The organism is Streptomyces sp. MBT65 (genome assembly GCF_016612545.1).
Lineage (GTDB): Bacteria > Actinomycetota > Actinomycetes > Streptomycetales > Streptomycetaceae > Streptomyces.
In genome coordinates, this window is sequence record NZ_JAENRY010000060.1 from 1 (window position 1) to 23,381 (window position 23,381).

Below are 23,381 nucleotides of genomic sequence, written 5' to 3' on the forward strand. Positions count from 1 at the left end.
AGCACGGCGGTGACGGCGGCGCCCCGCCCGGCGAGCCGCGCCCCGGCGTACAGCGCGTCGCCCCCGTTGTCCCCGCTGCCCACCAGCAGCACGACCCGGCTGCCGTAGACCCGACCCAGCAACTGGGCGCAGGCGACGGCGAGTCCGGCGGCGGCGCGCTGCATGAGCGCGCCGTCCGGAAGCCGTGCCATCAGCCGCTGCTCGGCTGCCCTTACCGTCTCCACGCTGTACGCAGTACGCATGTGTTCGAGTCTGCCCCGTGAGCGACCGGAACCGCACCCGGGCCGTCCGGCGTCAGCCCTCGGCGATCACCACGGCCGAGGCCACCCCGGCGTCATGGCTCAACGGCAGCCCCGGCGTCGAGGACAGCGGGCAGCCCCGGCTGAAGGTGACGGGGACGGTCGCGGCGCGCGCGGCCGTCCCCGTCACCTTCAGCCGGGGCTGCCCGCTGTCCTCGACGTAGACCTCGGCGTCCGTCCAGTGCAGACCGGCCGGGGCGCCCAGCGCCTTCGCTAGCGCCTCCTTCGCGGCGAAGCGGGCGGCGAGCGAGGCGGGCCCCCGGCGTTCGCCGCTCGGGAGCAGCAACTCACTGTCCAGGAAAAGGCGTTGGGCCATACCGGGCGTACGTTCCAGGGACGCCGCGAACCGGGCGATCTCGGCCACGTCGATACCAACCCCGATGATGCTCATGGCGAGCACCCTATGACGGTGGCCCCGGGGCGGCGGACACGCCAGAGGGGGTGGTGCGCGGCCGAGGCCGCGCACCACCCCCTCCCCCCGTATGTGGTTCAGCTTCGGGTCAGCGTGTAGTCACCGCCGACGTTGTCGAACGTGGTCACGATGCCGTAATCGCCGGTCCGCGTCGGTGTGAAGGTCACCGAGACGGGCTGCCCACCGGAATTGGACCCGATGGCGGACGCCACCGCGGAGACGCGGCTCTGGATGAATGTCCCAGGATTGCCCGGATCGTCGCCCATGACGAACAGGCCTGCCACCGAGATCGGGCTCTGCGGAGTCAGCGTGATCGTCACCGGCACACCCGCGGTCAGCGGAGTGTCCCGCACGGAGGCGACCTGTGAGTCGTCGAGGTGGAAGGTGGTGGAGGAGCCCGGCTGCAAGGAGCCGAAGCCCATCACGGACTCGATCGTGTAGGTGCCGGGTCCCCGGAACTGGTGGACCCGAGGGTAGTAGTCGCCCACCGGCCGCAGATTCGAGTCGATCGCGACGAAGTCGACCGCCTGGGCGTTCAGCGAGCTGTCGCCGAGGAACGTCGTCTGCGCCCGGTCGTCGTACAGCTGGAGGTCGAAGTCGGTCGGGTTCGACGGCCGCACCGCGACCACGGACCACGACTGGACCGCGGTGTCGAGGCGGAAGTTCTGGTCCGGCGTGGGTTGGGTGAACGTGGGGAGGAACTGGCCCTGGGCGTCGAGCAGCGGCCTGCGGTAGCCGTAGTCGATCGTGTTCTGGTAGAGCGACCCCAGCGAGGAGTCGGACACGTCGAACCCGTCCGTGCCGCGGCTGGTCCAGAACGACGCCAGCGTGTTGTCGACGTGGTGCGCGAGCGTGGAGAAGACGGCCCCGAAGCCCTCGCTGTGCTGGTCCCAGGTCTCGGAACCGCCGGAGTTGACGTCGATGAGGTCCCACAGCGCCCCGATGACCCGCTCCTCCGTCACGTCACCGTTGGCGACACCGGTGAAGCCCCAGGTCGGGATCTCGAAGTTGGTCGAGGTTCCGTTGCGGAACCCGTAGACCGGGGTGTGGTTCATGGCCAGTGAGAAGAAGGTCGCCCATCCCTCGATCCACGCACAGACGGTGGTGCTGGCCTGCGCGGGCGGATGCGGGACGGGGCAGCCCGCGGTCGAGGGGAACGCGTCGTTGTAGACGTCGTCCATCAGGGCGTGGCCGATCTCGTGCATGACCTCCATCGGGGCGTCCGGGGTCCCGGGGGAGAGCATCACCACGTTGCCCACCTGGTCGTAGTGGTCCGTGTCCTCGGGTCCGGTGTTCAGCCAGTTGATCCGCAGCTGGCGGCACGTGGTGTCCTTCGGGTCCCAGCAGCCGTTCGAGTGCGGGACTCCCAGCCAGGCGTCGTTGCCCGTGTCGAAGGCGTGGGCGGCCCGGTTGCCCACCACGCCGTCGCCGGGAATGAGGCCGCCGAAGTTCACCGTGCTGCCCGCCACCGGGTTGGCGCGGACCGCCGTGCTCCAGTTGTAGACGTCGGTGCCGTTCTGGACCCGCCACGCGGCGTTCTCAGCCTTGATCGTGACGTACAGCTGCGTGAACTGCGCGGCCCCGAAGCAGATGTCGAAGCGGCCCGCGGAGTCCGTGAGTCCGGCGATCAGCGCGCCGGTCAGCAGATCCCGCACCTGGACCTGCACGTTCATCCCGTTGTGCCGTACACCGGCCTGGTCGGTGTAGCCCCAGGTGCCGACCGCGTGCGTGTCGCAGGCCAGCAGCGTCGGCGCGGCGCTTCGCTGCCGCGCCGGAAGTCCCGGACTCGGCGCGTTGTCCGCCGTCTGCCAGGCCGGGCGTTTGGCCACAACGGCCGTCGCCGCCAAGGCAGTTGATCCCCCGTCGCCCGAGGCGGCCCATCCGACCCCGGGTCCCACCAGTGCGCACAGCACGGTCAGGACGACCGTGAGGACGGTTCTTCGCGCGGCCCGCATCAGTTGAACTGCCAGTACTGGTTGTACGCGGCGTTCGTACCGCAGGTGAACTGGACGATCCCGGCCTTGTCCGACTGGCTGGAGCCCGCGACGGCCAGGCACTTGGCGCTGTGGCGGGCCACGAGCTGGACCCCGTTGATCCCGGCGGGCGCGGCCCGCAGCAGCCACTGCTGGTTGAGGTCCCTGGTGCAGCCGTACTGGTTGACCACGGCGTTGTCGGCCTGGCTCGACTGCCGGACGTCCGCGCACTTGCCGCTGTTCAGATTGACGAGGAGGTAGTAGCCGCTGTCGGTGGCCTGAAGCGCCCACTGCTGGTTCCGGCCGCCGTTGCAGGCGTACTGCTCAAGGCCCTGGCCGTCGTCGCCGCTGGACTCCGGTACGTCCAGGCACTTGCCGCTGTTGTAGTTGGTCACCGTGTAGTAGGTCACCGCCTGCGGCTGGGCCACGGCGGTCGCGAGCCCGACCAGACTCGCGCCGAGCGTCGTCGCGACGGCGACGGCAACACGGCCGGTGCGTCCGAGAGGTGCGTCGGTCATGCCCATTGGGTCATCCCCCGATGACGAGAACTGGGTGGTCCTGCGACAACGTTGCCGCCGTGGGCAAGCCTGTCCGCGCCGCGCTCGCGGGGAATGAGCAACCGTTACTCAACTACCCCCAGTGCCTGGGCGAGTTCGTGCCGGGTGGTGACGCCGAGCTTGGCGTAGGCGTGCTGGAGGTGGTTGTCGACCGTGCGTACCGACAGGGCGAGGGCGGTGGCGATGTCCTTGCTGGAGTTGCCGACGGCGGCGAGCAGGGCGATCTCGCGTTCGCGGGCGGTGAGCGGTGCGGTGGCCCGGGCGGTGGTCAGCAGGGGGGTGCGGGCGCCCTCGCAGCGGGCCCGGGCGGCGGCGGCCCGCCGGTCGGCCGCGGCGGCACGGCGGGGCCGGTCCGCCCGGCGCCAGGCGGCCGCGGCGGCGGTGGCCGCCTCGGCGGCGAGCAGATCCGCTCCTACGGCCTGACACGCGTCGGCGGCCAGCAGGAGCAGCTCGGGGTCGTCGGCGGCCAGCGCCCCCGCCAACTCGGCTCGGACCGGGGCGAGTTCGCCGTCGCAGACCAGCGCGAGCGCGGTCAGCCGGCCGGTGACCTCCTTGGCTCCGCCGAGCCGGGCGATGTCGGTCAACAGCAGTGCCTCGCCGGTGACTTGGCCGCTCGCACGGGCGGTCGCCGCGGCCCCGGCGAGCACGGAGCGGGCCCACCCCACCTGCCCCCGAGCGGCCAACAGCCAGGCCTCGCCCAGGAGTTCCTCCCCGGCGGACAGCAGCCCCGGTTCCACCGGCGGCAGCGCGCGATGCTCGGCCAGCGTCGCCTCGGCCGCGTCCAGGTCGCCCAGGACGGCCGCGCAGGCGGCGAGGCCCGCGAGCACCAGCCGCAGTGCCATGGCGTGGTCGATGGAGCGGGACACGGTGGCGGCCTCGGCCCACCAGCGGCGGGCGGTGACCGGGTGGCCGGCCAGCCAGTGCGCGCGGCCGAGGAGGACGGCCAGCCAGATCCGCACCGGGGAACCGGCCGCGGTGAGTTCGGCGTAGGCCTGCTCGCCCTCGCGGCAGGCCTCGGCCGCCGGGAGTCCGGCCTCGGTGAGGGCGAGGACGAGCGGGACGCGCTGGAAGGCGGGATGGGAGGCGAGGGCGCGTTCCTGGACCAGCCGGTGCGCGTCGTGGGCGCGCCGCGCCCAGGTGGTGGCCTCGGCGGTACGGCCCACCAGGGCGAGCGCGGCCGGCTTCATCCAGGCGCCGCGCAGCCAGGCGTTGACGTCGGGGGCGGCGCCGACGTCGGTCTCCAGGTCCGCCAGCAGGGCCAGGCCCTCGGCGGGCCGGCCGCCTACGATCCGTAGAAAACCCTCGTTGATCGTGAGTTTGCGGCGGTCGGCCGGGCCGCTGATCCGCTCCCGGGCGGCGGCGTTGACCGCGAGCGCCTCGGCGACGGGGGCGTTGCTCCACAGCAGGTTCGTCGTGCGGACCAGGGCGACGGCGAGCCTGTCCTGTTCGCCGACGGCGAGGGCGTCGGCCCGGGCGAGCGTGGCCTCGGCCCGGTCCCAGCGGCCCAGTTCGAAGAGGGCCTCGCCGAGCCGCAGATCGGTGGCGGTGGTCCGGTGCTTCTCCGGCAGGGCTTCCAGCAGGGCGACGGTCTGGGGCAGGTCGTGGGCGTGCCGGGCCAGGACGGCGGCCCGGGCGAGGAGGGCCGGGTCGGCGGTGCCGGTGGCGGTGAGCTGCCAGCCGGCGATGTGCAGCGGGTCGCCGCGGCGGCGGGCACCGCGGGCCTGGACCCGGGCGGCCTGGTCGAGGAGCAGCTCACGGCGGCGCAGCACCGGCAGTCCGGCGCGCAGCACCTCGCCGTACAGGGGGTGGGCCAGCGACACGGTCGTACGGCGGCGGTCCTGGGCGACCCGGATCAGTCCCGCCCGCTCCAGGGCCGCGGTCACCTGCGGCGGGGCGAGGGCCTCGGCGTGGCTGAGGGGCAGTGGTTCGCACAGGGCCAGCAGCTCCAGGACGGGACGCCCGGCGGAGTCGGCGCCGGCCAGCCGCGTGCCGATCATCTCGGTCAGCCGCGCGGTGCCGGGTAACCGGTCGTCGACCAGATGCCAGATCTCCCCGTCCTCGGTGAGGTTCCCGGCGGTCAGCGCGCCGAGGACGAGTTCCCGCAGGTAGAGGACGTTGCCGCCGCTGGTCGCCGACAGCTTGTGCAGCGTTCTGCGGGCGAGGGGTCTCCCCAGCGCGGCCTGCAACAGCGCCTCGACCTGCTCCGGACCCAGCACGCCCAGATCGACCCGGTACACCGCGTCCCCGCCGCGCAGCGCCGCGACGGCCTCCCCGTACGGCTCACCGGTGCGCACGGTGCCGATCAGCAGGAGCACGCCGGTGTCCATCAACTGCCGCAGCAGTACGGCGGACGCGGCGTCCAGCAGATGCATGTCGTCGACGAACAGCGCCCACTGCCGCCCGGGGCCGGAGGTCAACTCCCGTGCGACGGCGGCGAATCCGGCAACCGGGTCGCTCAAGTCGACCCCGACGGGCAGCAGATGGGCGATCGCCCCCAACGGCACCGCCCTCGCGGCGACACTCGCGGTGGCCCGCCCCACCCGGTACCCGGCCGCCGCGGCCGCCTCCAGACACTCCTCGGCCAGCCGCGACTTGCCCACGCCCGGGGCCCCGCCGACCACGAATCCCCGGCACTCCCGGTCCGCCAGGGCCGCCGCGAAACACGCCAACTCCGCGTCCCGCCCCACCAAGGGCCAACGCCCCGCCCAGTCCCGCACGCCGGCTCCTCCGTCCCGCTCGGCCCGTCATATGCCGCTCGGCACCATCCCATCAGCTCAGGGCTGGTCCTCGGGCCCGGTTTCGGGTCATCGTTTCGGGCCACGGTCGGGAGCAACTGCCTTTACGCGGCGGCCAGTTCACACCACACGTACGTGCCGCGGCTGCCCGTTCCCGGCGAGCGCCCGCCACCCCCACCGCGCGGCGCAAGCCCTACCGAGTGCCGGCCCGCGCCCCTCCCCCGCGTCAGCGGCAGACCGAACGCCCCCAGCGGCCGGGGCGGCCGGGGATCGGCCACACCCCCAGGTCCCTCGTCGTCCGCGTCGGCGACGACATACTCGTCGTCGACCTGGTCCGCGGTGGTGTGCTGCGCCCCAAGAGCCCGAAGCGCCATTTCTTCACCGAGGACGCCGCCGGAGTGCGCAGGGCACTCACGACCGAACTCGACCGCCGGCCGCGGCGCCTGCTCCCCGGCCACGGCGGGCCCCTCGACGCGGACGAGACCCGACGGCGCCTCGACACGGTCGCTCCGTCACCCGGTCGCACCGCAGCGTCCGGATGACGCGGGTGGTGCCACGGTCCACGCCGCGAAGGCTCCGGCCGGGACGACACTCGCCCTCCCGACCGGAGCCTTCGCGGCGTTCCTGGACTCCGCCGTCGCTACTCCACCGTCACCGACTTCGCCAGGTTCCGCGGCTGGTCCACCTCGTTGCCCCGAGCCGTCGCCAGCTCGCATGCGAACACCTGCAACGGCACGGTGGCGACCAGCGGTTGCAGCAGCGTGGGCGTGGCCGGGATCCGGATCAGATGGTCGGCGTACGGGACGACCGTCTCGTCGCCCTCCTCCGCGATCACGATCGTCATCGCGCCGCGCGCCCGGATCTCCTGGATGTTGGACACGATCTTGTCGTGCAGCACGGAACGGCCGCGCGAGGAGGGAACGACCACGACGACCGGCATGCCCTCCTCGATCAGGGCGATCGGACCGTGCTTCAACTCGCCCGCCGCGAAGCCCTCGGCGTGCATGTACGCCAACTCCTTGAGTTTCAGAGCGCCTTCGAGAGCGACGGGGTAGCCGACGTGCCGCCCGAGGAACAGCACGGTGTTCTTGTCGGCGACCGACCGCGCCAACTCCCGTACCGGCTCCATGGTTTCCAGCACCCGCTCGACCTCGCAGGCGATCTGCGACAGGTCACGGATGACGGCCTGGATCTCGTCGCCCCACTTGGTGCCGCGGACCTGACCGAGATACAGGGCGACCAGGTAGCACGCGACGAGCTGCGTCAGGAACGCCTTCGTCGAGGCCACGGCGACCTCGGGCCCGGCGTGCGTGTAAAGCACCGCGTCCGACTCACGGGGAATCGTCGACCCGTTGGTGTTGCAGATGGCCAGCACCTTCGAGCCCTGCTCGCGGGCGTGCCGTAGGGCCATGAGCGTGTCCATCGTCTCGCCGGACTGGGAGATGGCGATGACGAGGGACCGCGAGCCGAGGATCGGATCCCGGTACCGGAACTCGCTCGCCAGCTCCACCTCGCAGGGGATGCGGGTCCAGTGCTCGATGGCGTACTTGGCGATCAGGCCCGCGTGGAAGGCCGTACCGCAGGCGACGATGACGACCTTGTCGATCTCCCTCAACTCATGGACGGGGATGCGGACTTCGTCCAGCGTGAGCAGGCCCGCCGCGTCGATACGGCCCAGCAGTGTGTCGGCGACGGCCTTCGGCTGCTCGGCGATCTCCTTGAGCATGAAGTAGTCGTAGCCGCCCTTCTCGGCGGCGGAGGCGTCCCAGTCGACGTGGTACGAGCGGACCTCGGCCGGGGCGCCGTCGAAACCGGTGACCGTCACCCCGTCGCGGCTCAGCTCGACCACCTGGTCCTGGCCCAGTTCGATCGCCGAGCGGGTGTGCGCGATGAACGCGGCGACGTCGGAGGCGAGGAAGGCCTCGCCCTCGCCGACGCCGACCACGAGCGGCGAGTTGCGGCGCGCGCCGACCACCACGTCCGGCTCGTCCGCGTGTACGGCGACCAGCGTGAACGCGCCCTCCAAGCGTTGGCACACCTGGCGCATCGCCTCCGCCAGGTCCGCGCACGCCGAGAACTCCTCGGCCAGCAGATGCGCGACCACCTCGGTGTCCGTGTCGGAGGCGAGATCGTGCCCGCGCTCGGTCAACTCGGCCCGCAGACAGGCGAAGTTCTCGATGATGCCGTTGTGGACGACCGCCACGCGCCCCGCGTTGTCGAGGTGCGGGTGGGCGTTCGCGTCGGTCGGGCCGCCGTGTGTGGCCCAGCGCGTGTGCCCGATGCCCGTCGACCCCGCCGGCAGCGGGTGCTCGACCAACTCCTTCTCCAGATTGACGAGTTTCCCCGCCTTCTTGGCCGCCGCCAGCCCGCCGTCCGCGAGCACGGCGACGCCCGACGAGTCGTACCCCCGGTACTCCAGCCGCTTCAGTCCGGCCATCACCACATCGAGCGCCGACTGCGACCCCACGTATCCCACGATTCCGCACATGCGCCGCAGCCTAGGCGCCGGAGCCCGTCCGAACACGGCACTTCGTGCCCGATTTCGGAAATTCCGGCCATGGTCGAAAACCGGCCAAGTCTGACCATCGCACGATCACAAATCTCACAGGTGGACCACAAAAGCGACACAGGGTTCTCCTTGGGGCGGCCGGGTGCCGTGGGGCGCGCCGCAGACGTCGACCATGAACGACTTCGCGCCACCGCGCCCGAGCGCGACGGAAAGGCCTTGCCCCAAGCACTTACCTCCTGCTTACAGTGGCGCGCGCTTGACCGGCCCTTGACCAGGCCATAAGCGTTCAGTTCAAGCCAGCGACCGGGGGAACAGCGTCGCCGCGCCACGGGGGGATCACGTCGCCATGCCGCACTGCCGCACGCGCGCGTCCACCGGAGCGGACGCGCGCCGCACTCCCCCCGAAAGGGGAGCTACGCATGCGTTTCGGACTCGGCCGACCGCCGATACCACCCGCACCACAGAGACCACAGAGGTCGCGACGATTCGCCGGCGGCCCGGCCCTCACCCGGCTCCTCCCGCCCGTCCTCGCCACCGCGCTGCTCGCCGGCGTGGCCGTCGGCTCGGGACAGGTCCTCCCCGTCGACGCGCGGGACGCCGTCCCCGCGAGTGACAGTTATCCCTGGTACGAGGACACCGCCGCCGAGCAACTGCGGCAGGACCAGTGCCTGATGACCGACGTGCTGCGGCTCGGCGGCACCTCCATGGCCACGACCGCGCAGAGCGCCCTCAACCAGCCGCAGGACGTGCTGCACACCCAGGCCGACCGCGCGCACTGGGAGCAGACGCCGCTGTCGACGGCGTACGAGAAGGACCGCGCCTTCTCGACCCGGGAACTCAACGAGATCAACGCGCTGCGCGACGCCTGGAAGACGCCGGTCACCGGACTCACCACCCCGGCCGGCTTCACCGAGACCGGCTTCCACTGGCCGCCCGGCACCAACGGTGACGGCCAGGAGAGCTTCTACGGCCAGACCGGGCTGACCCAGTGGATCTCCGACCGCTTCTGGCAGAACGAGGACGACTTCTACGCGGACTCCACCCCCGCCGTCGACTCCGCGACCCTCGCCGCCGTCGACGCCCTGGGGAACCCGCGCTACACCGCCGACCCCGACCCCACGCTGCCGACCAGCGAGTGGAAGCGCGCCCTCGCCGAGCGGGACGCGTTCACCTGGATGCACGGCGGCCCGGGCCGGCACACGGACACCGACGACGCCCGGATCTTCCTGGAGTCCGGCGGCTTCCCCCGCACCTCCCCTGACCCGGACAGCGCCGAGTACCGGATCGCCGTAGAGAATCTGAAGTCCAGGTTCGCGACCTGTGCGTGGCGTGATCCGCTCGACCCCAACGGCGTGCTGGGCGCGGCGAGTTCGGCCGCCGCCGCCGAGTGGCAGCAGGAGATCGCCTCGCAGGCGACCCAGCGCAACCAGATCCTGGACGCGAACAGGACCGCCGTGGAGGCCCTCGCCACCGCGTCCAAGTCGCTCGGCGATCTGCTGGGCCAGTCCTGGGCCGCCGACCGGCTCACCCGCTGGCAGGACTACTGGTCCGACGGCGGGATCGGCTGGGTCGGCAACGCGCCGACCGCCATCAAGGTGCACGCGGCGGCCGGCAAGTGTCTGGAGGTCCAGGACGCCGCCAAGACCGACGGCGCCGCCGTCCAGCTGAACACGTGCTCCACCGCGGCCGCGCAGAAGTGGGAGATCTTCGGCGACGACAAGGGCCTGCACCTGCGCAACGTCAACTCCCTGAGGTGCCTCGACGTCGCGGGCAACAACCCGGCCAACGGCACGAAGATCCGCCAGTTCACGTGCAACAGCTCGCCCGCGCAGACCTGGGAGTTCAACCTCCGGGCCACCTCGGCCCTGAAGAACACCGGCACCGGCAAGTGCGTCGACCTGGCCGCGTACACCGTGGGCCAGGACAGCCGGCTGTGGGACTGCACCAGCGGCGGCCCCCAGCAGTACGACGTCACGCCCTCCGGCCACACCGGGACCGTGCCGCCGGCGGCCCAGTTCACCAAGGCCGCCGCCGGCCTCGCCAAGGCCCGCGCGGCATCGGCGAGCAAGCTCGCCGACATCAAGGCCCAGCTCACCGCCGCGCAGAAGGCGGCCACCGCCTCGGACACCGCCGAGCAGGCCGCGTACACGGTCGCGGACACCAACGGCGCGCCCCGGGGCCGCGGGCTGCTGGTCGGTCAGCAGAAGGCCCAGGTCACCAAGGGCGCGGTCGCCGCGCTGGACGCGATGGTGAAGGCCGGCACGACCGCCGAGGCCGCCACCCGCGCGGCCGTCGCGGACAGCGCGACCATCACCCAGCGGGCGCTGGCGCAGGCCACGCAGGTGAAGGCCGAGTTCCGCAGGAAGGCCGCCGAGAAGGCCGAGTTGCAGGCCAAGGCCGCGGCCGACGCGGCGAAGATCCACCGCGACAACGCCAAGAAGGACAAGGAGACCGCGGAGGCCAAGCTCGCCGTGGCCCTGGGCGCCGAGAGCGACGCGAAGACCGCGGCCGCCGACGCGCACGCCAAGCGGCTCGCGGCCGAGTCCGAGGAAGCCACCGCGAAGGCGGAGAAGGAGACCGCCGAGGCCAAGCAGGCGGAGGCCGACCAGCACAAGCAGACGGCCCAGGCCGAGGCGACCAAGGCCAAGGACGCCAAGGACAAGGCCGAGACCGCCGAGCAGACCGCGCAGGCCAGGCGGGACGACGCGGTCGGCGCCCGCGACAGGGCCAAGGACAAGCGGGACGACGCGTGGGAGGCCGAGCAGAAGGCCGACGCCGCGCGCGCCAAGGCCGACGCCAAGGGGGCCTACGCCGACTCGCTGGACTCCGGTGACGCGGCGGACGCGGCCCGCAGTGCCGCGAACGAGGCGGACACCCAGGCCGGCAAGGCCGAGACGGCCGCCATCAACGCCCGTAGCGCGGCGAACGCCGCCACCCAGGCCGCCGCCGAGGCGGACGCCGCCGCGACCCGGGCCGAGGCCGCCGCCAAGCGGGCCCGCGCCGACGCGGACGCGGCCCAGGCCGCCAAGCTGAAGGCCGACGCCGCCGTACGCACCGCCACGGCAGCGGTCGCCGACGCCGTCAAGGCCGCCGCGCACGCCGCCGAGGAAGCGAAGACCGCGGTCCAACTGGCCGACCAGGCAGAGGAGTTGGCCAAGACCGCACGGACCAACGCGAACGCGGCGCTCAAGGAGGCCGCCAACGCCCGTATCGCCGCGGCGAAGGCGGCGGGCTTCGCCCATGTCACCGCCCAGGCCGCGGTGGACGCGACGACGTCGGCCGAGCAGGTCGCCGCCCCGGCCAACGACGCGATCCAGCTCGGCTCGCCCTACCTCACCACCGACTCGGCCGCGGCCCTGGTCGTCCTGAGCGGGCAGTCGTCCAAGACGATCGCCGAGCAGCAGCAGGCCGTGGCCGCCGCCCACGCCCGCAACGCGTCCGAGGAGGCCGCCGCCGCCCAGGCCATCGCCGACCAGGCGACGGGCGACGCCAAGGCCGCCCTCCAGCACGCGGCCAACGCCGCCGGCTATGCGAAGACCGCCCGCGGCTACGCCCAGGAGGCCCTCGGCTACGCGTCCGACGCGGCGACCGCCGCCGCCAAGGCGGCCCAGTCCCTGACCCGCACCATCGAGTACGACCGCCAGGCCACCGAGGACGCGGCAGCAGCCGACGCGGCAGCCGGCCGCGCCGAGAACTACGCCACGTCAGCCCGCTCCGCAGCCGACCAGGCAGCCCTCGACGCCACCGCGGCCCGAGCGGCAGCCGCCGAGGCCGAACAGGCAGCGAAGGACGCCCGAGCCGCGGCCGACCGGGCGGACACTGCGGCTACGGAGGCTGAGCAGGCGGCGAAGGACGCGGACAAGTACGCGACCGAGGCCCAGGAGGCGGCCACCCGCACGGAGACGACGGACAAGAACGGCAGCATCCAGAAGGGAACGTCGGCCGGCGGCATCGGCAACGTCTTCTACGTCGACCGCATCGAGGCAGTGGGCGAACCGCAGGATGTGAAGAAGGACAACTGCGGCGTCATCATCCACACCGGGAACTGCACGGTCACCGCGACCATCCGGTACAAGGTCGAGATCGACGTCTACCTCTGCACGGCCCTGGACCTGCCCGCCACCCAGGCGGGGTGTCCGGACTGGGAGACCCTGTTCCTCGGAACGCAGCCGGTCGACACCCAGACGCAGACGGTCACGAAGGTCCTCTCGATGACCGAGTTCAACGAGGGGATCGACCCGGTCGACATCCTCGTCGGACACTGGATCGAATGTGCCGAGAAGGTGGCACCCGGAGGCGCCGACGGAAGCCTGGGAGGGTGCGGCTGGGCGGCCTTCGACATCGCGACCTTCCTCTTCGGCGGCAAGATCACCACAGCGGTGGTCGACGCGATCCGCGCCCTCGATGCCTCGCTGCGCACCGGGATCGGAGTCAGCGACGCCTACCGGGCGCTGCGCACCCTGAACATGGACGCCGGAGCCGTGGCCGACATCGGCCGTACGGTCGCGGCGTACGAGGACGATGTCGCCGCTGCCTGCCAGGCCGTCGGCAGCGTCACCCAGCTCACCAGAGCGCTGGCCGCGGCGGCAGCGGGTGGGCCTCCCTGCAAGTTCTGGAAGCTGACCGACTTCGAGGGCCAGCGTGTTTACCAGCGGGACGATCTGATCAATCCCGACTACGTTTCCCCCGAGGACCCCTACGGTCGGACCAACCTGAAGCGGATGACTCAGGGACTCGCCCCGATGGGCCCGAGCAGAACCGCAAGCGGTGGGATCGACAAACCCATGAACCTCCACCACATGCTCCAGACTCAGGACGGCCCGATCGCCGAGGTCACGGACGCGATGCACTTCGACAACTACGGGAAACTGCACTGGAAGTCCGGTACCAAGATCCCCAGTGGAATCGACCGGCCCGAGTTCGACAGGTGGAAGACCGCATATTGGAAGCAGAGGGCGAAGGACTTCACATGACGAACGGTCTGCGGGCAGCCGAGCAGGTGATCAGCCTCGTGCGTGAGAACGAGGACCTGGCTCATCACGGCGACGGCTGCTCTCCAGAGGTGATCGCCGCGGCGGAGACGGAGATGGCACTTGCCTTTCCCCCCTCCTATCGGCGCCTGATCGAGGAATTCGGCACATGGGACGCCCCGCCCATCGAGTTCCCCGGCGTGTACCGGACACCGGCCAGGGGAGAGAAACTGCTGGGAACCCCGGCCTACACACAGGAGGACCGTGCCGCCCTCGGGCTTCCCCACCACTTCATGGTCCTCCTGCACGACGATGTCTGGGGGGTCGTCGTCCTTGACACCTCCCAGACCGACGAGGACGGCGAGTACCCCGTCTTCGCGTGGAACCCGGGAGTCCCGGAAGGGGGACTCATGGAGAAGATCGCGAACAGTTTCGGAGAGTTCGCGCTCAAGGAGTGCCGGCAGAACCTGAGCTGATCGTCTCGACAGGGGTCCGCACGCCCAGCGTGCGGACCCCTGTCCGCTCAGGCACCCACGTGACGCACCCCACCCACCACCCCGTTCAAACTCCGTTAACAATGGACTGTGATCTCTCCGGTCTCCCCGATGCCCCGGAGCGCCCACCGGCACAAGCCGGAGGCGACTCCCTACGTCGACCTCACCCGAGCCGAGTGGAGCGCGCTGCGCGACAAGACGCCGCTGCCGCTCACCGCCGAGGAGGTCGAGAAGCTGCGCGGCCTCGGTGATGTCATCGACCTCGACGAGGTGCGGGACATCTACCTCCCGCTGTCCAGACTCCTCAACCTCTACGTCGGCGCCACGGACGGCCTGAGAAACGCGCTGAACACCTTCCTGGGCGAACAGGGCTCCCAGTCCGGCACCCCGTTCGTCATAGGAGTCGCGGGGTCGGTGGCCGTAGGAAAGTCGACCGTCGCGCGCCTCCTCCAGGCGCTGCTGTCCCGCTGGCCCGAGCACCCCCGCGTCGAGCTGGTCACCACCGACGGGTTCCTGCTGCCCACAAGGGAGTTGGAGGCTCGCGGCCTCATGTCGCGCAAGGGCTTCCCCGAGTCGTACGACCGCCGCGCGCTCACCCGCTTCGTCGCCGACATCAAGGCGGGCAAGGACGAGGTCACCGCACCCGTCTACTCCCACCTCATCTACGACATCGTGCCCGATCAGCGGCTCACCGTCCGCCGGCCCGACATCCTGATCGTGGAGGGGCTCAACGTGCTGCAACCCGCCCTCCCCGGCAAGGACGGCCGTACCCGTGTCGGTCTCGCCGACTACTTCGACTTCAGTGTGTACGTCGACGCCAGCGCCGAGGACATCGAGCACTGGTATCTGAACCGGTTCCGCAAGCTGCGCGCCACCGCGTTCCAGAACCCCGACTCGTACTTCCGCAAGTACACCCAGGTCTCCGAGGACGAGGCCGTCGACTACGCCCGCACGCTCTGGCGCACCATCAACAAGCCCAACCTGGTGGAGAACATCGCCCCCACCCGCGGCCGCGCCACCCTCGTCATCCGCAAGGGAACCGACCACAAGGTCCGACGGCTGAGCCTGCGCAAGCTGTAGAAGCGGCCTGATAGAAGTGCGTCATGCTGCACCTGCGCCTCATCACCCCCGCCGACCGGACCGACGACGTCGTCCGGCTGATCGAGACGACCGTCGGGGCCACCCACCTCGTCGTCCTGGCCGGCGCCGCCCGCAACCCGCCCGGCGATGTCGTCATGTGCGACGTCGCCCGCGAGGCCGGTGACGAACTCATCGGCGCGCTACGGGAGTTGGAGCTCGACCGGATCGGTTCCATCGCCGTCGACGACATCGGCCTGTCCCTGTCGGAGCGGGCCGAACAGGCCAAGGACGACGCGCCCGGCGAGGGCGCCGACGCCGTGCTGTGGGAGCACCTCGCCGACGCGACGCACGAGGAGTCGACCCTCACCGTCACCTACGTCGCGTTCCTTACCGTGGCGACCATGCTCGCGGCCTGCGGTGTGATGCTGGACAACGCGATCCTGATCGTCGGCGCGATGGCCGTGGGACCGGAGTTCGGGCCGCTCGCCGGGATCTCGACGGCGCTGGTGCGGAAGGCTCCGCAGTTGGTGTGGCGGTCACTGTGGGCGCTGCTCGCCGGGTTCGCGGCGGCCATGGTCCTTACGGCGGGCTTCAGTTGGCTGCTGGACACCCTCGGCCTCTTCGAGAAGTCCATGGTGGAGGCCCCGCGCCCCAACACCGCCTTCATCTGGAAGCCCGACTGGATGTCCTTGGTCGTGGCCTTCCTGGCCGGCATCGCGGGCACCCTGTCGCTCACGTCCGCCAAGTCCGGTGCCCTGATCGGCGTCGCGATCTCGGTGACGACCGTCCCGGCCGCGGCGAACGCCGCCGTCGCCTTCAGCTACCGCGACTACTCCCAGACCTGGGGCTCCACCTGGCAACTCCTCGCCAACCTCGGCGGCATCGTACTGGCGGGCACGCTCACGCTGCTCGCCCAGAAGTGGCTCTGGGCCGCACAGCGCGAGCGCACCACTCAACCCACCTGACCGGCCACCGACTTCACGACAACCGGCCCAACCCGCATGCCCGAGCACGGAGCTTCACGGCACCGACTCAACTCGCTCGACCGGCCGCCGACTTACCGACCACCGGCCCAACTCACCCGGTCGAGCACCGACTTCACGACACCGACGCAACTCGACTGACCGGCCGCCGACTCAACGGCAACCGGCCCAACCCACCTGACCGAGCGCCGACTCCACGGCATCGACGCAACTCGGGTGACCGGCCGCCGACTCAACGGCAACCGGCCCAACCCACCTGGCCGAGCGCCGGCTAACCGACCACCGGCTCGCCCCGCCTACCCCAGCGCCGACTTCACCGCATCCGCCAACCGCCCGGCCACGGACCGAGCCTGGTCGATATCGGCAGCCTCGACCATCACCCGTACCAACGGCTCCGTACCGGACGGCCGCAGCAACACCCGCCCCGTGGAACCGAGTTCACGCTCCGCCTCGGCGACCGCGGCCGCCAGGTCTGCGGAGGTGCCCACCCGGGTGCGGTCCACATCGGGGACGTTGATGAGCACCTGCGGGAGCCGGGTCATCACGGACGCGAGGTCCTTCAGCGTACGGCCCGTGTCGGCGACCCGCGCCGCCAGCATCAGGCCGGTCAGCGTGCCGTCGCCGGTGGTCGCGTGGTCCAGGATGATCACGTGGCCGGACTGCTCGCCGCCCAAGGCGTAGCCGTGCTCCTTCATCTCCTCCAGGACGTAGCGGTCACCGACCGCGGTCTGGACGAGCGTCAACCCCTCGCGTTCCATGGCCAGTTTGAAGCCGAGGTTCGACATGACGGTCGCGACGACGGTGTCGGAGCGCAGTGCGGAACGCTCCCGCATCGCCAGCGCGATCACGGCCATGATCTGATCCCCGTCGACCTCTTCACCGGTGTGGTCCACGGCCAGGCAGCGGTCGGCGTCCCCGTCGTGCGCGATGCCGAAGTCGGCGCCGTGCTCGACGACGGCGGCCTTGAGCAGACCCAGGTGGGTCGAGCCGCAACCGTCGTTGATGTTCAGCCCGTTGGGGTCCGCGCCGATCGTGATGACCTCGGCACCCGCCCGCGAGAAGGCCTCCGGGGAGACCCGCGCGGCGGCACCGTGCGCCTCGTCGAGGACGATCTTCAGCCCGTCGAGCCGGTTCGGGAGCACGCCGATGAGATGGGCGACGTACTGGTCGAAGCCTTCGTTGTAGTGCCGCACCCGGCCGACGCCGGCGCCGGTCGGGCGGTCCCAGGGAGCGCCGGTGCGGTGCTCCTCGTAGACCTTCTCGATCCGCTCCTCCAGCTCGTCGTCGAGCTTGTGCCCGCCGCGCGCGAGGAACTTCAGTCCGTTGTCGGGCATCGCGTTGTGGCTGGCGGAGAGCATCACACCGAGGTCGGCGCCCAGCACGCCGGTGAGATACGCCACCGCGGGGGTGGGCAGCACACCGACGAGCAGTACGTCCACTCCCGAGCTGGCCAGGCCCGCGACCACCGCGGCCTCCAGGAACTCCCCGGACGCGCGCGGGTCCCGCCCGACCACGGCCGTCGCCCGGTGGCCCGCGAAGGTGCCCGCCTCGGCGAGTACGTGCGCCGCCGCGACGGAGAGCCCGAGGGCCAGTTCGGCCGTCAGATCCACGTTGGCGACACCGCGCACGCCGTCCGTGCCGAAGAGTCGTCCCACTTGTCCTCCTGAGGAAGGCGAAAATCCTGCAAGGCGAAAGTCCTGCATCCAGGCATACGATGCCTGTTCATCCGATCACACAAGCCTTTGAGCGTCTTGTGCCGTTATACGCCCCCGGCTGTGATAAACGAACGCCCCGACGGCACGAGTGGCGTGCCGCCGGGGCGTTCGGAGTACAGACAACCGGCGCGATTTAGCGCTTGCTGTACTGCGGGGCCTTGCGGGCCTTCTTGAGACCGGCCTTCTTGCGCTCGACCGCACGGTCGTCGCGACGGAGGTAACCGGCCTTCTTGAGGGCGGCGCGGTTGTTGTCCACGTCGGCCTCGTTCAGCGCGCGGGCCACGCCGAGGCGCAGGGCACCGGCCTGACCGGAGACGCCGCCACCCGAGATACGGGCGATGACGTCGTAGCGGCCGTCGAGCTCGAGCACCTTGAAGGGCTCGTTGACTTCCTGCTGGTGGACCTTGTTCGGGAAGTAGTCCTCGAGCGTACGCCCGTTGACCTTCCACTTGCCGGTGCCGGGCACGATGCGAACGCGCGCGATGGCGTTCTTGCGACGGCCCAGGCCGGCGGCCGGCTGCGGGTCGCCGAAGCGGCCGGCGAGCGACTCCGACGTGTACTCACCCTCGACGGGGACGTCGGACTCGGTGGTGTAGCTCTCGATGTCGACGAGCTCGGTCTCGGTCTCTTCGACCGGCTGCTCAACAGTGGTCTCGGCCACGGTTCTCCTCAGATCTTTTCTGTTTAGGGGTGTGGCCGGAACTACTGCGCGACCTGGGTGATCTCGAACGGCACCGGCTGCTGCGCAGCGTGCGGGTGCTGGTCGCCCGAGTAGACCTTCAGCTTCGAGATCATCTGACGGCCCAGGGTGTTCTTGGGGATCATGCCCTTGATGGCCTTCTCGACGGCCTTCTCGGGGTTCTTCGCCAGCAGCTCGTCGTAACGGACGGAGCGCAGACCACCCGGGTAACCGGAGTGGCGGTACGCCAGCTTCTGGGTCTTCTTGTTGCCGGACAGGTGAACCTTGTCGGCGTTGATGATGATGACGAAGTCGCCCATGTCCATGTGCGGGGCATAGGTCGGCTTGTGCTTGCCACGGAGGAGGTTCGCCGCAGTGGTAGCCAGACGGCCGAGGACGATGTCCTGGGCGTCGATGACGTGCCACTGGCGAGTCACATCGCCGGGCTTGGGGCTGTACGTACGCACTTCGCAGCCTTCTTCTTCAGTGGATGGGTGCTGACACATGGCATCACTGAAGCGATCGTGCAGCTGGGGACGACAATGGCCGGGGACGAAGCCCGTATGCCGCCCACTGGTAACTGCTCCAGGGAACCTACGTAAGGGCTTCTCGCCTGAGAGCGACCAAACCGATACGCATAACAAACCGTAAGAGTACCCGCGCCTGGCCGGGCGGGTCAAAACGCGGCGGGACCGACCGGAGCGAGTGCGGAAAGCGATCGCGAAAACACTCACCGTGACATCTCAACGTCAGTTCCCACAGGCCTCGTTGACGCGCACCGGTACCCCCGTCCCCCCGTCTAGGATGCGACCCATGAGCTTCGGACAGGGGGGACCCCAGTCCCAGTGGGATCCCTGGAAACCCAATTCGCAGCAGCCTTGGGGCGGGAACGTCGACGACGAGACCCCTGACTGGGCCGCGCTCGCCGACCAGGCGGAGACGCGCAACCGGCGCAAGAGACTGCTGCTCATAGTCGGCGGCGCGCTCGCGACGGTGGGCGTCGGGACAGCCGTGGCCATGGCCGTGATGTCGGCGAACGACGACACGAGCGCGTCCGGCAAGCCCACCAACCTGCCCGCGAGCGCGTCCGTGCCCGGCGACACCAGCGCCACCTCGCCGTCCTTCGCGCCGACCAGCGCGCCCCCGCCGCTGGACCCGAAGGAGTTCATCTCCAGCAAGGCCAAGGACACGGCACCGCTCAGCCCCGCGACCCTCTTCCCGGGCACCCAGCTGACGGTCGCCTCGACGGTGTACAAGAAGGGCCCGACGGCCGACACCACGAACTGCGCCTCGGTCGCCTCCGGCACCCTCCCCAAGATCCTCACCGCGGACGGCTGCACCCGCCTCATGCGGGTCACGTACGTCAAGGGCGACATCGCGGTCACGGTCGGTGTGGCCCTCTTCGACACCGAGGCCCAGGCGACCAAGGCCAAGGGCCAGGCGGACACCAAGAGCGCGATCAAGTCGCTGTCCGGCAAGGGCGTCAAGGCCTTCTGCGACGGCGCGATCTGCCGTACGACGACCAACGCGTACGGCCGCTACGCCTACTTCACGGTCGCCGGCTTCAGCAGCGGCAAGGACGTGACGACGAAGGACACCGCGGTCTTCTCGATCGGCGACGACCTCGCCAAGTTCGCCTTCGACCAGATCCACGCCCGCGGCGAGGCCCAGGCTTCGGCAGCGGCCCAGAACTAGGCCCTGTCGGGGGCGGTGGGGCCTGGCACGCCCTCCCCCGCCGCCTCAAAAGCGTGGGAGCCCCGCCCCCTAGCGGCGTTGCCGTCGGTCGCCCCTGCCGCTGCCCGCACCAGACCCCGCTCACCGACCCCGACAGGGCGCCGCCGCTCTCCCGCGGCCCGATCCGCCGGACCGGCCCTGGGCCCCCTGTCTGCGGAAACCCCCATGTGAGACCCTCCCCCGACGATCACCATCGGGCCCAGGGGGGACCTGTCATGACCTCGCACCACACCACGCCGTCCACAGCCGCATCCGCCTCCACACCCGCCGCCACCTCCAGACGCCGCATGCTCGCCACCGCCGCGGGCCTCGGTGGTGCCGCCCTCGCCACCACCGTCGCTACGGCCGGTGAGGCGGCCGCCGCGGACACCGGCGCCGGCTGGCTGAACGTCAAGGACGTGGCCTACGGCGCGCTCGGCGACAACTCCGCCGACGACCGCCCCGCGATCCAGAAGGCGATCGACGCGGCGGGCCAGGGCGGCACCGTGTACGTCCCGCCGGGCCGGTACAAGCTCGGCGCGCCCCTGCGGCTCTCCCTGGGCGTGACACTGCGCGGCGACTGGAACCCGCACTTCCCGGACCGCACGTTCATGGTCGGCTCCTTCCTCCGGCCGATGTACCCGAACACCGACCTCGGCACCGGCTTCGACGGCGACGCGCTGATCGTCGTCGACCCGGCCCCGGACGCCTCCTCGACGACCGACGCGTACCACAAGTCCGCCTACCAGGGCGGCCCCCGGCTGTACGGCCTGGCCCTGCGCGGCTGCCAGGACGACCAGAGCCTCACCGTCCTGAACAAGACGGGCACCGCCATCACCGGCGTCCGCGTCGGCCCCGGCGTCCGGGACCTCGGCATGGACAAGGTGACGATCTGGCGGTTCACCGGCGACGGCCTCAACGCCCAGAACTCGTCCGCCTTCCAGCTCAACCAGGTGCACTGCGTCGCCAACGAGGGACACGGCTTCACCTGGGGCGACTCCGCGGGCACCGGCGGCGGCCTGGTCGACGCCGACCTCTTCCAGTGCTACTCCCAGGGCAACAAGGGCCACGGCTACGACATCCTCAACCCCAACGCCGTGACGATGGTCGACTGCCGCTCCGAGTGGAACACCCAGCACGGCTACCACATCACCGGCATCAACTACTCGATGGTGATGGTCGGTTGCAACACCGACCGCAACGGCCAGGACGGCTTCCACCTCTCCACCTCGGCGGGCGGCCGCTTCCTCCAACTCCTCGGCTGCCTCGCCAAACGCGACGGCAAGACGACCACCGGCGCCTCCGGCTTCACCATCACCGGCACCTCCGCCGAGGGCGTGGTCCTCACCGGCTGCTCCACCACCGTCGGCCGCGACGACGACAACGCCGGCACGTACTCCCCCGCCTACGGCATCACGACCTCCGCCCTGAACTCCGCGAGCTGCGTCTCGGTCGTAGGCGGCGAATACGTCGGCACGACCGCCCCCTTCAACGACGCCGGCGCGGTCCTCGTCCGGCACAGCGGTGTCACCGCCGGCACCCAGTCCGACACCGCCCTGACCTGGGACAAATCCGACGTCCACATGGTGTCCGGGGCCGCCGGAACCGTCCGGGACGTGCAGTTCTGGAGCCGCGGCAAGAGCCGCCGCTGGACCCTGCGCACCACCGACACCGCCGAGTCCGGCACGGGCGACGGCTCCGACTTCGCCCTGCTCCGCCACGGCGACGACGGCACCGCCCTCAGCACCCCGGTCACCGTCACCCGCAGCACCGGCCGGGTGTCGTTCACCACCCCGGGCGTGGTCGTCAACGCCGACTCCAGCCCCGGCGTGAACCTTCTCCAGTCCCGAGCCGCCGGCCAGGGCTACGCCGTCACCGGCGCCGACACGTCCTCCCGCGCCTTCCAGTCCCAGGTCACCGGCGACGCCATCAACCGCTTCGCCATCGAGATCAACGGCACCCAGAGCTTCGGCCCGGGCGGCGGCACTGGCCGCGACACCAGCTGGGGACGCCTCGGCACGGCCCAGATAGGCAGCTCCGACTCGGACCTCGTGGCGGGCCTCGCGGGCAAGGGCCTCCGGGTCAAGGAGGGCACCAACGCCAAGATGGGCACCCTCACCCTGAACGGCGCCACGGCGGTCACGGTCCCCACCACCGCGGTCACCGCCACCAGCCGCATCTTCCTGACGATCCAGGCCCCGGGCGGCAGCCCCGCAGGCATCGCCTACGTCTCCACCCGCACGGCCGGAACATCCTTCAGCGTCAAGGGAGTTGCGGGCGACACCTCAACGGTGGCGTGGCTGATCGTAGAACCGGCGTAGCACCACCGCTCCCCAACTCCTCAGTGCACAGCGCCTCTTACCCGGCGGGCCTGCGTCTGCCGCTCCGCGAGCAACGCGTCCGCCGGGTAGGCGACCTCCTCCAAGGTCAGCCCGTGCGGCCGTACGACATGAACGGCGCTGTCCCGCACCCCCGCGTCCAGCACCTTCCGCGGCCACTCGGCGCCCCGGTGCCCGTCGCCGACGAAGAGCAACGCCCCGACCATGGAACGCACTTGGTTGTGGCAGAAGGCATCGGCCCGCACCTCGATCTCGACGACACCGTCCGCCCGCCGCGTCACCCCGAAGTCGAGAATCTCCCGAACGGTCGACGCGCCCTCGCGCTTCTTCGCATAGGCGGCGAAGTCATGCTCCCCCACAAGGGACTTGGCAGCGGCGTCCATCACGTCGACGTCCAACTCCCAGTCGTGCCAGAGGACATGGTTCCGCAGCAACGGGTCCACTCCCCCGGGGCGATCCCCGACCCGGTACACGTACCGCCGCCACAAGGCCGCGAACCGCGCGTTGAACCCCTCGGGCGCCTCCGCCACCCCCCACACCCGCACATCCTTCGGCAACCGCCCCGCAAGCCGCTTCAGCAGCTTCTCGCGGTGCTCGACCCACAACTCCCCCGGCAGATCGACATGAGCCACCTGCCCCCGCGCGTGCACCCCCGCATCGGTCCGCCCGGCAACGGTCAGGTCGTATGTCACGTCCCCCGCCCGCGTCACGGTCCGCAACGCGTCCTCGACCTCCCCCTGCACGGTCCGCCGCCCCCCGGCCTGCTTGGCCCACCCGGAGAAGGAGGTCCCGTCGTAGGAGAGGTCGAGTCGTACGCGTACAAACCCGGCCGCTACGTCGTCACTCACACCGAGATCCTTTCAGGTAAACAAAAGCGGGCCCGTCCCTCGAAAGGAACGGACCCGGCCAGCCACAACGGGCCA

The 23,381-nt window shown here is 70.8% G+C and carries 17 protein-coding genes; 7 read left to right on the top strand and 10 right to left on the bottom strand.

Going from position 1 to position 23,381, the window contains the following annotated elements; translation table 11 throughout:
* The 5 genes from JHN63_RS15770 to JHN63_RS15790 all read right to left on the bottom strand — a co-directional run.
* Window positions 1–242: NAD(P)H-hydrate epimerase (locus JHN63_RS15770; protein ID WP_307781898.1), on the bottom strand; the 242-nt coding region annotated here is incomplete at its 3' end.
* A gap of 52 nt (window positions 243–294) precedes the next feature.
* Window positions 295–690, bottom strand: coding sequence for a holo-ACP synthase (locus JHN63_RS15775; protein ID WP_200681712.1), 396 nt, complete (start codon window positions 688–690; stop codon window positions 295–297).
* Window positions 691–788: 98 nt separating this feature from the next.
* On the bottom strand, window positions 789–2,666 hold the full coding sequence (locus JHN63_RS15780) for a hypothetical protein (RefSeq protein ID WP_234477018.1): 1,878 nt from the start codon (window positions 2,664–2,666) through the stop codon (window positions 789–791).
* A complete protein-coding gene (locus tag JHN63_RS15785; protein WP_200681713.1) occupies window positions 2,666–3,202 on the bottom strand; it encodes an RICIN domain-containing protein in 537 nt (178 codons plus the stop codon). The genes JHN63_RS15780 and JHN63_RS15785 overlap by 1 nt, the downstream gene beginning before the upstream one ends.
* A 104-nt stretch (window positions 3,203–3,306) precedes the next feature.
* Window positions 3,307–5,958 (bottom strand): LuxR C-terminal-related transcriptional regulator, encoded by a 2,652-nt coding sequence (locus JHN63_RS15790; protein WP_200681714.1) that lies wholly within the window; start codon window positions 5,956–5,958, stop codon window positions 3,307–3,309.
* Window positions 5,959–6,176: 218 nt separating this feature from the next.
* Between JHN63_RS15790 and JHN63_RS15795 the strand changes: the two genes are divergently transcribed.
* On the top strand, window positions 6,177–6,518 hold the full coding sequence (locus JHN63_RS15795) for a hypothetical protein (RefSeq protein WP_200681715.1): 342 nt from the start codon (window positions 6,177–6,179) through the stop codon (window positions 6,516–6,518).
* Between the two features lie 98 nt (window positions 6,519–6,616).
* Here the strand turns inward: JHN63_RS15795 and glmS are convergent, their stop codons facing one another.
* The gene (gene glmS / locus JHN63_RS15800; RefSeq protein WP_200681716.1) at window positions 6,617–8,464 is read right to left on the bottom strand and encodes a glutamine--fructose-6-phosphate transaminase (isomerizing); all 1,848 of its coding nucleotides are present in this window, start codon (window positions 8,462–8,464) and stop codon (window positions 6,617–6,619) included.
* 440 nt (window positions 8,465–8,904) lie between these two features.
* Here glmS and JHN63_RS15805 point away from each other — a divergent pair, with 440 nt between their 5' ends.
* The 4 genes from JHN63_RS15805 (at window position 8,905) to JHN63_RS15820 (ending at window position 15,994) form a co-directional block, all read left to right on the top strand.
* Window positions 8,905–13,458: an HNH/ENDO VII family nuclease gene (locus JHN63_RS15805; protein ID WP_200681717.1), complete on the top strand. Its 4,554-nt coding sequence runs from the start codon at window positions 8,905–8,907 to the stop codon at window positions 13,456–13,458.
* Complete coding sequence (locus JHN63_RS15810; RefSeq protein ID WP_200681718.1) at window positions 13,455–13,931, top strand: SMI1/KNR4 family protein; 477 nt, start codon at window positions 13,455–13,457, stop codon at window positions 13,929–13,931. The genes JHN63_RS15805 and JHN63_RS15810 overlap by 4 nt, the downstream gene beginning before the upstream one ends.
* 129 nt (window positions 13,932–14,060) lie before the next feature.
* Window positions 14,061–15,029 carry a type I pantothenate kinase gene (coaA, locus tag JHN63_RS15815; RefSeq protein WP_200681719.1) on the top strand — a complete coding sequence of 323 codons (969 nt, stop codon included), beginning with the start codon at window positions 14,061–14,063 and terminating at the stop codon, window positions 15,027–15,029.
* Between the two features lie 23 nt (window positions 15,030–15,052).
* Window positions 15,053–15,994 carry a DUF389 domain-containing protein gene (locus tag JHN63_RS15820; RefSeq protein ID WP_200681720.1) on the top strand — a complete coding sequence of 314 codons (942 nt, stop codon included), beginning with the start codon at window positions 15,053–15,055 and terminating at the stop codon, window positions 15,992–15,994.
* A gap of 314 nt (window positions 15,995–16,308) precedes the next feature.
* Here JHN63_RS15820 and glmM read toward each other — a convergent pair whose 3' ends face one another.
* The 3 genes from glmM to rplM form a co-directional block, all read right to left on the bottom strand.
* Window positions 16,309–17,667, bottom strand: a complete 1,359-nt coding sequence (glmM, locus tag JHN63_RS15825; protein ID WP_200681721.1) for a phosphoglucosamine mutase — start codon at window positions 17,665–17,667, stop codon at window positions 16,309–16,311.
* A gap of 193 nt (window positions 17,668–17,860) precedes the next feature.
* On the bottom strand, window positions 17,861–18,388 hold the full coding sequence (gene rpsI / locus JHN63_RS15830; protein ID WP_019055538.1) for a 30S ribosomal protein S9: 528 nt from the start codon (window positions 18,386–18,388) through the stop codon (window positions 17,861–17,863).
* Between the two features lie 41 nt (window positions 18,389–18,429).
* Entirely contained in the window at window positions 18,430–18,873 is a 444-nt protein-coding gene (gene rplM / locus JHN63_RS15835) for a 50S ribosomal protein L13 (RefSeq protein ID WP_013001400.1), read from the bottom strand.
* Window positions 18,874–19,219: 346 nt separating this feature from the next.
* Here rplM and JHN63_RS15840 point away from each other — a divergent pair, with 346 nt between their 5' ends.
* Entirely contained in the window at window positions 19,220–20,101 is an 882-nt protein-coding gene (locus JHN63_RS15840) for a hypothetical protein (RefSeq protein WP_200681722.1), read from the top strand.
* Window positions 20,102–20,355: 254 nt separating this feature from the next.
* Window positions 20,356–22,440: a glycosyl hydrolase family 28-related protein gene (locus tag JHN63_RS15845; RefSeq protein ID WP_200681723.1), complete on the top strand. Its 2,085-nt coding sequence runs from the start codon at window positions 20,356–20,358 to the stop codon at window positions 22,438–22,440.
* A 20-nt stretch (window positions 22,441–22,460) separates the two neighbouring features.
* Here the strand turns inward: JHN63_RS15845 and truA are convergent, their stop codons facing one another.
* Complete coding sequence (truA, locus tag JHN63_RS15850; RefSeq protein WP_200681724.1) at window positions 22,461–23,306, bottom strand: tRNA pseudouridine(38-40) synthase TruA; 846 nt, start codon at window positions 23,304–23,306, stop codon at window positions 22,461–22,463.
* Window positions 23,307–23,381 lie beyond the last annotated feature (75 nt).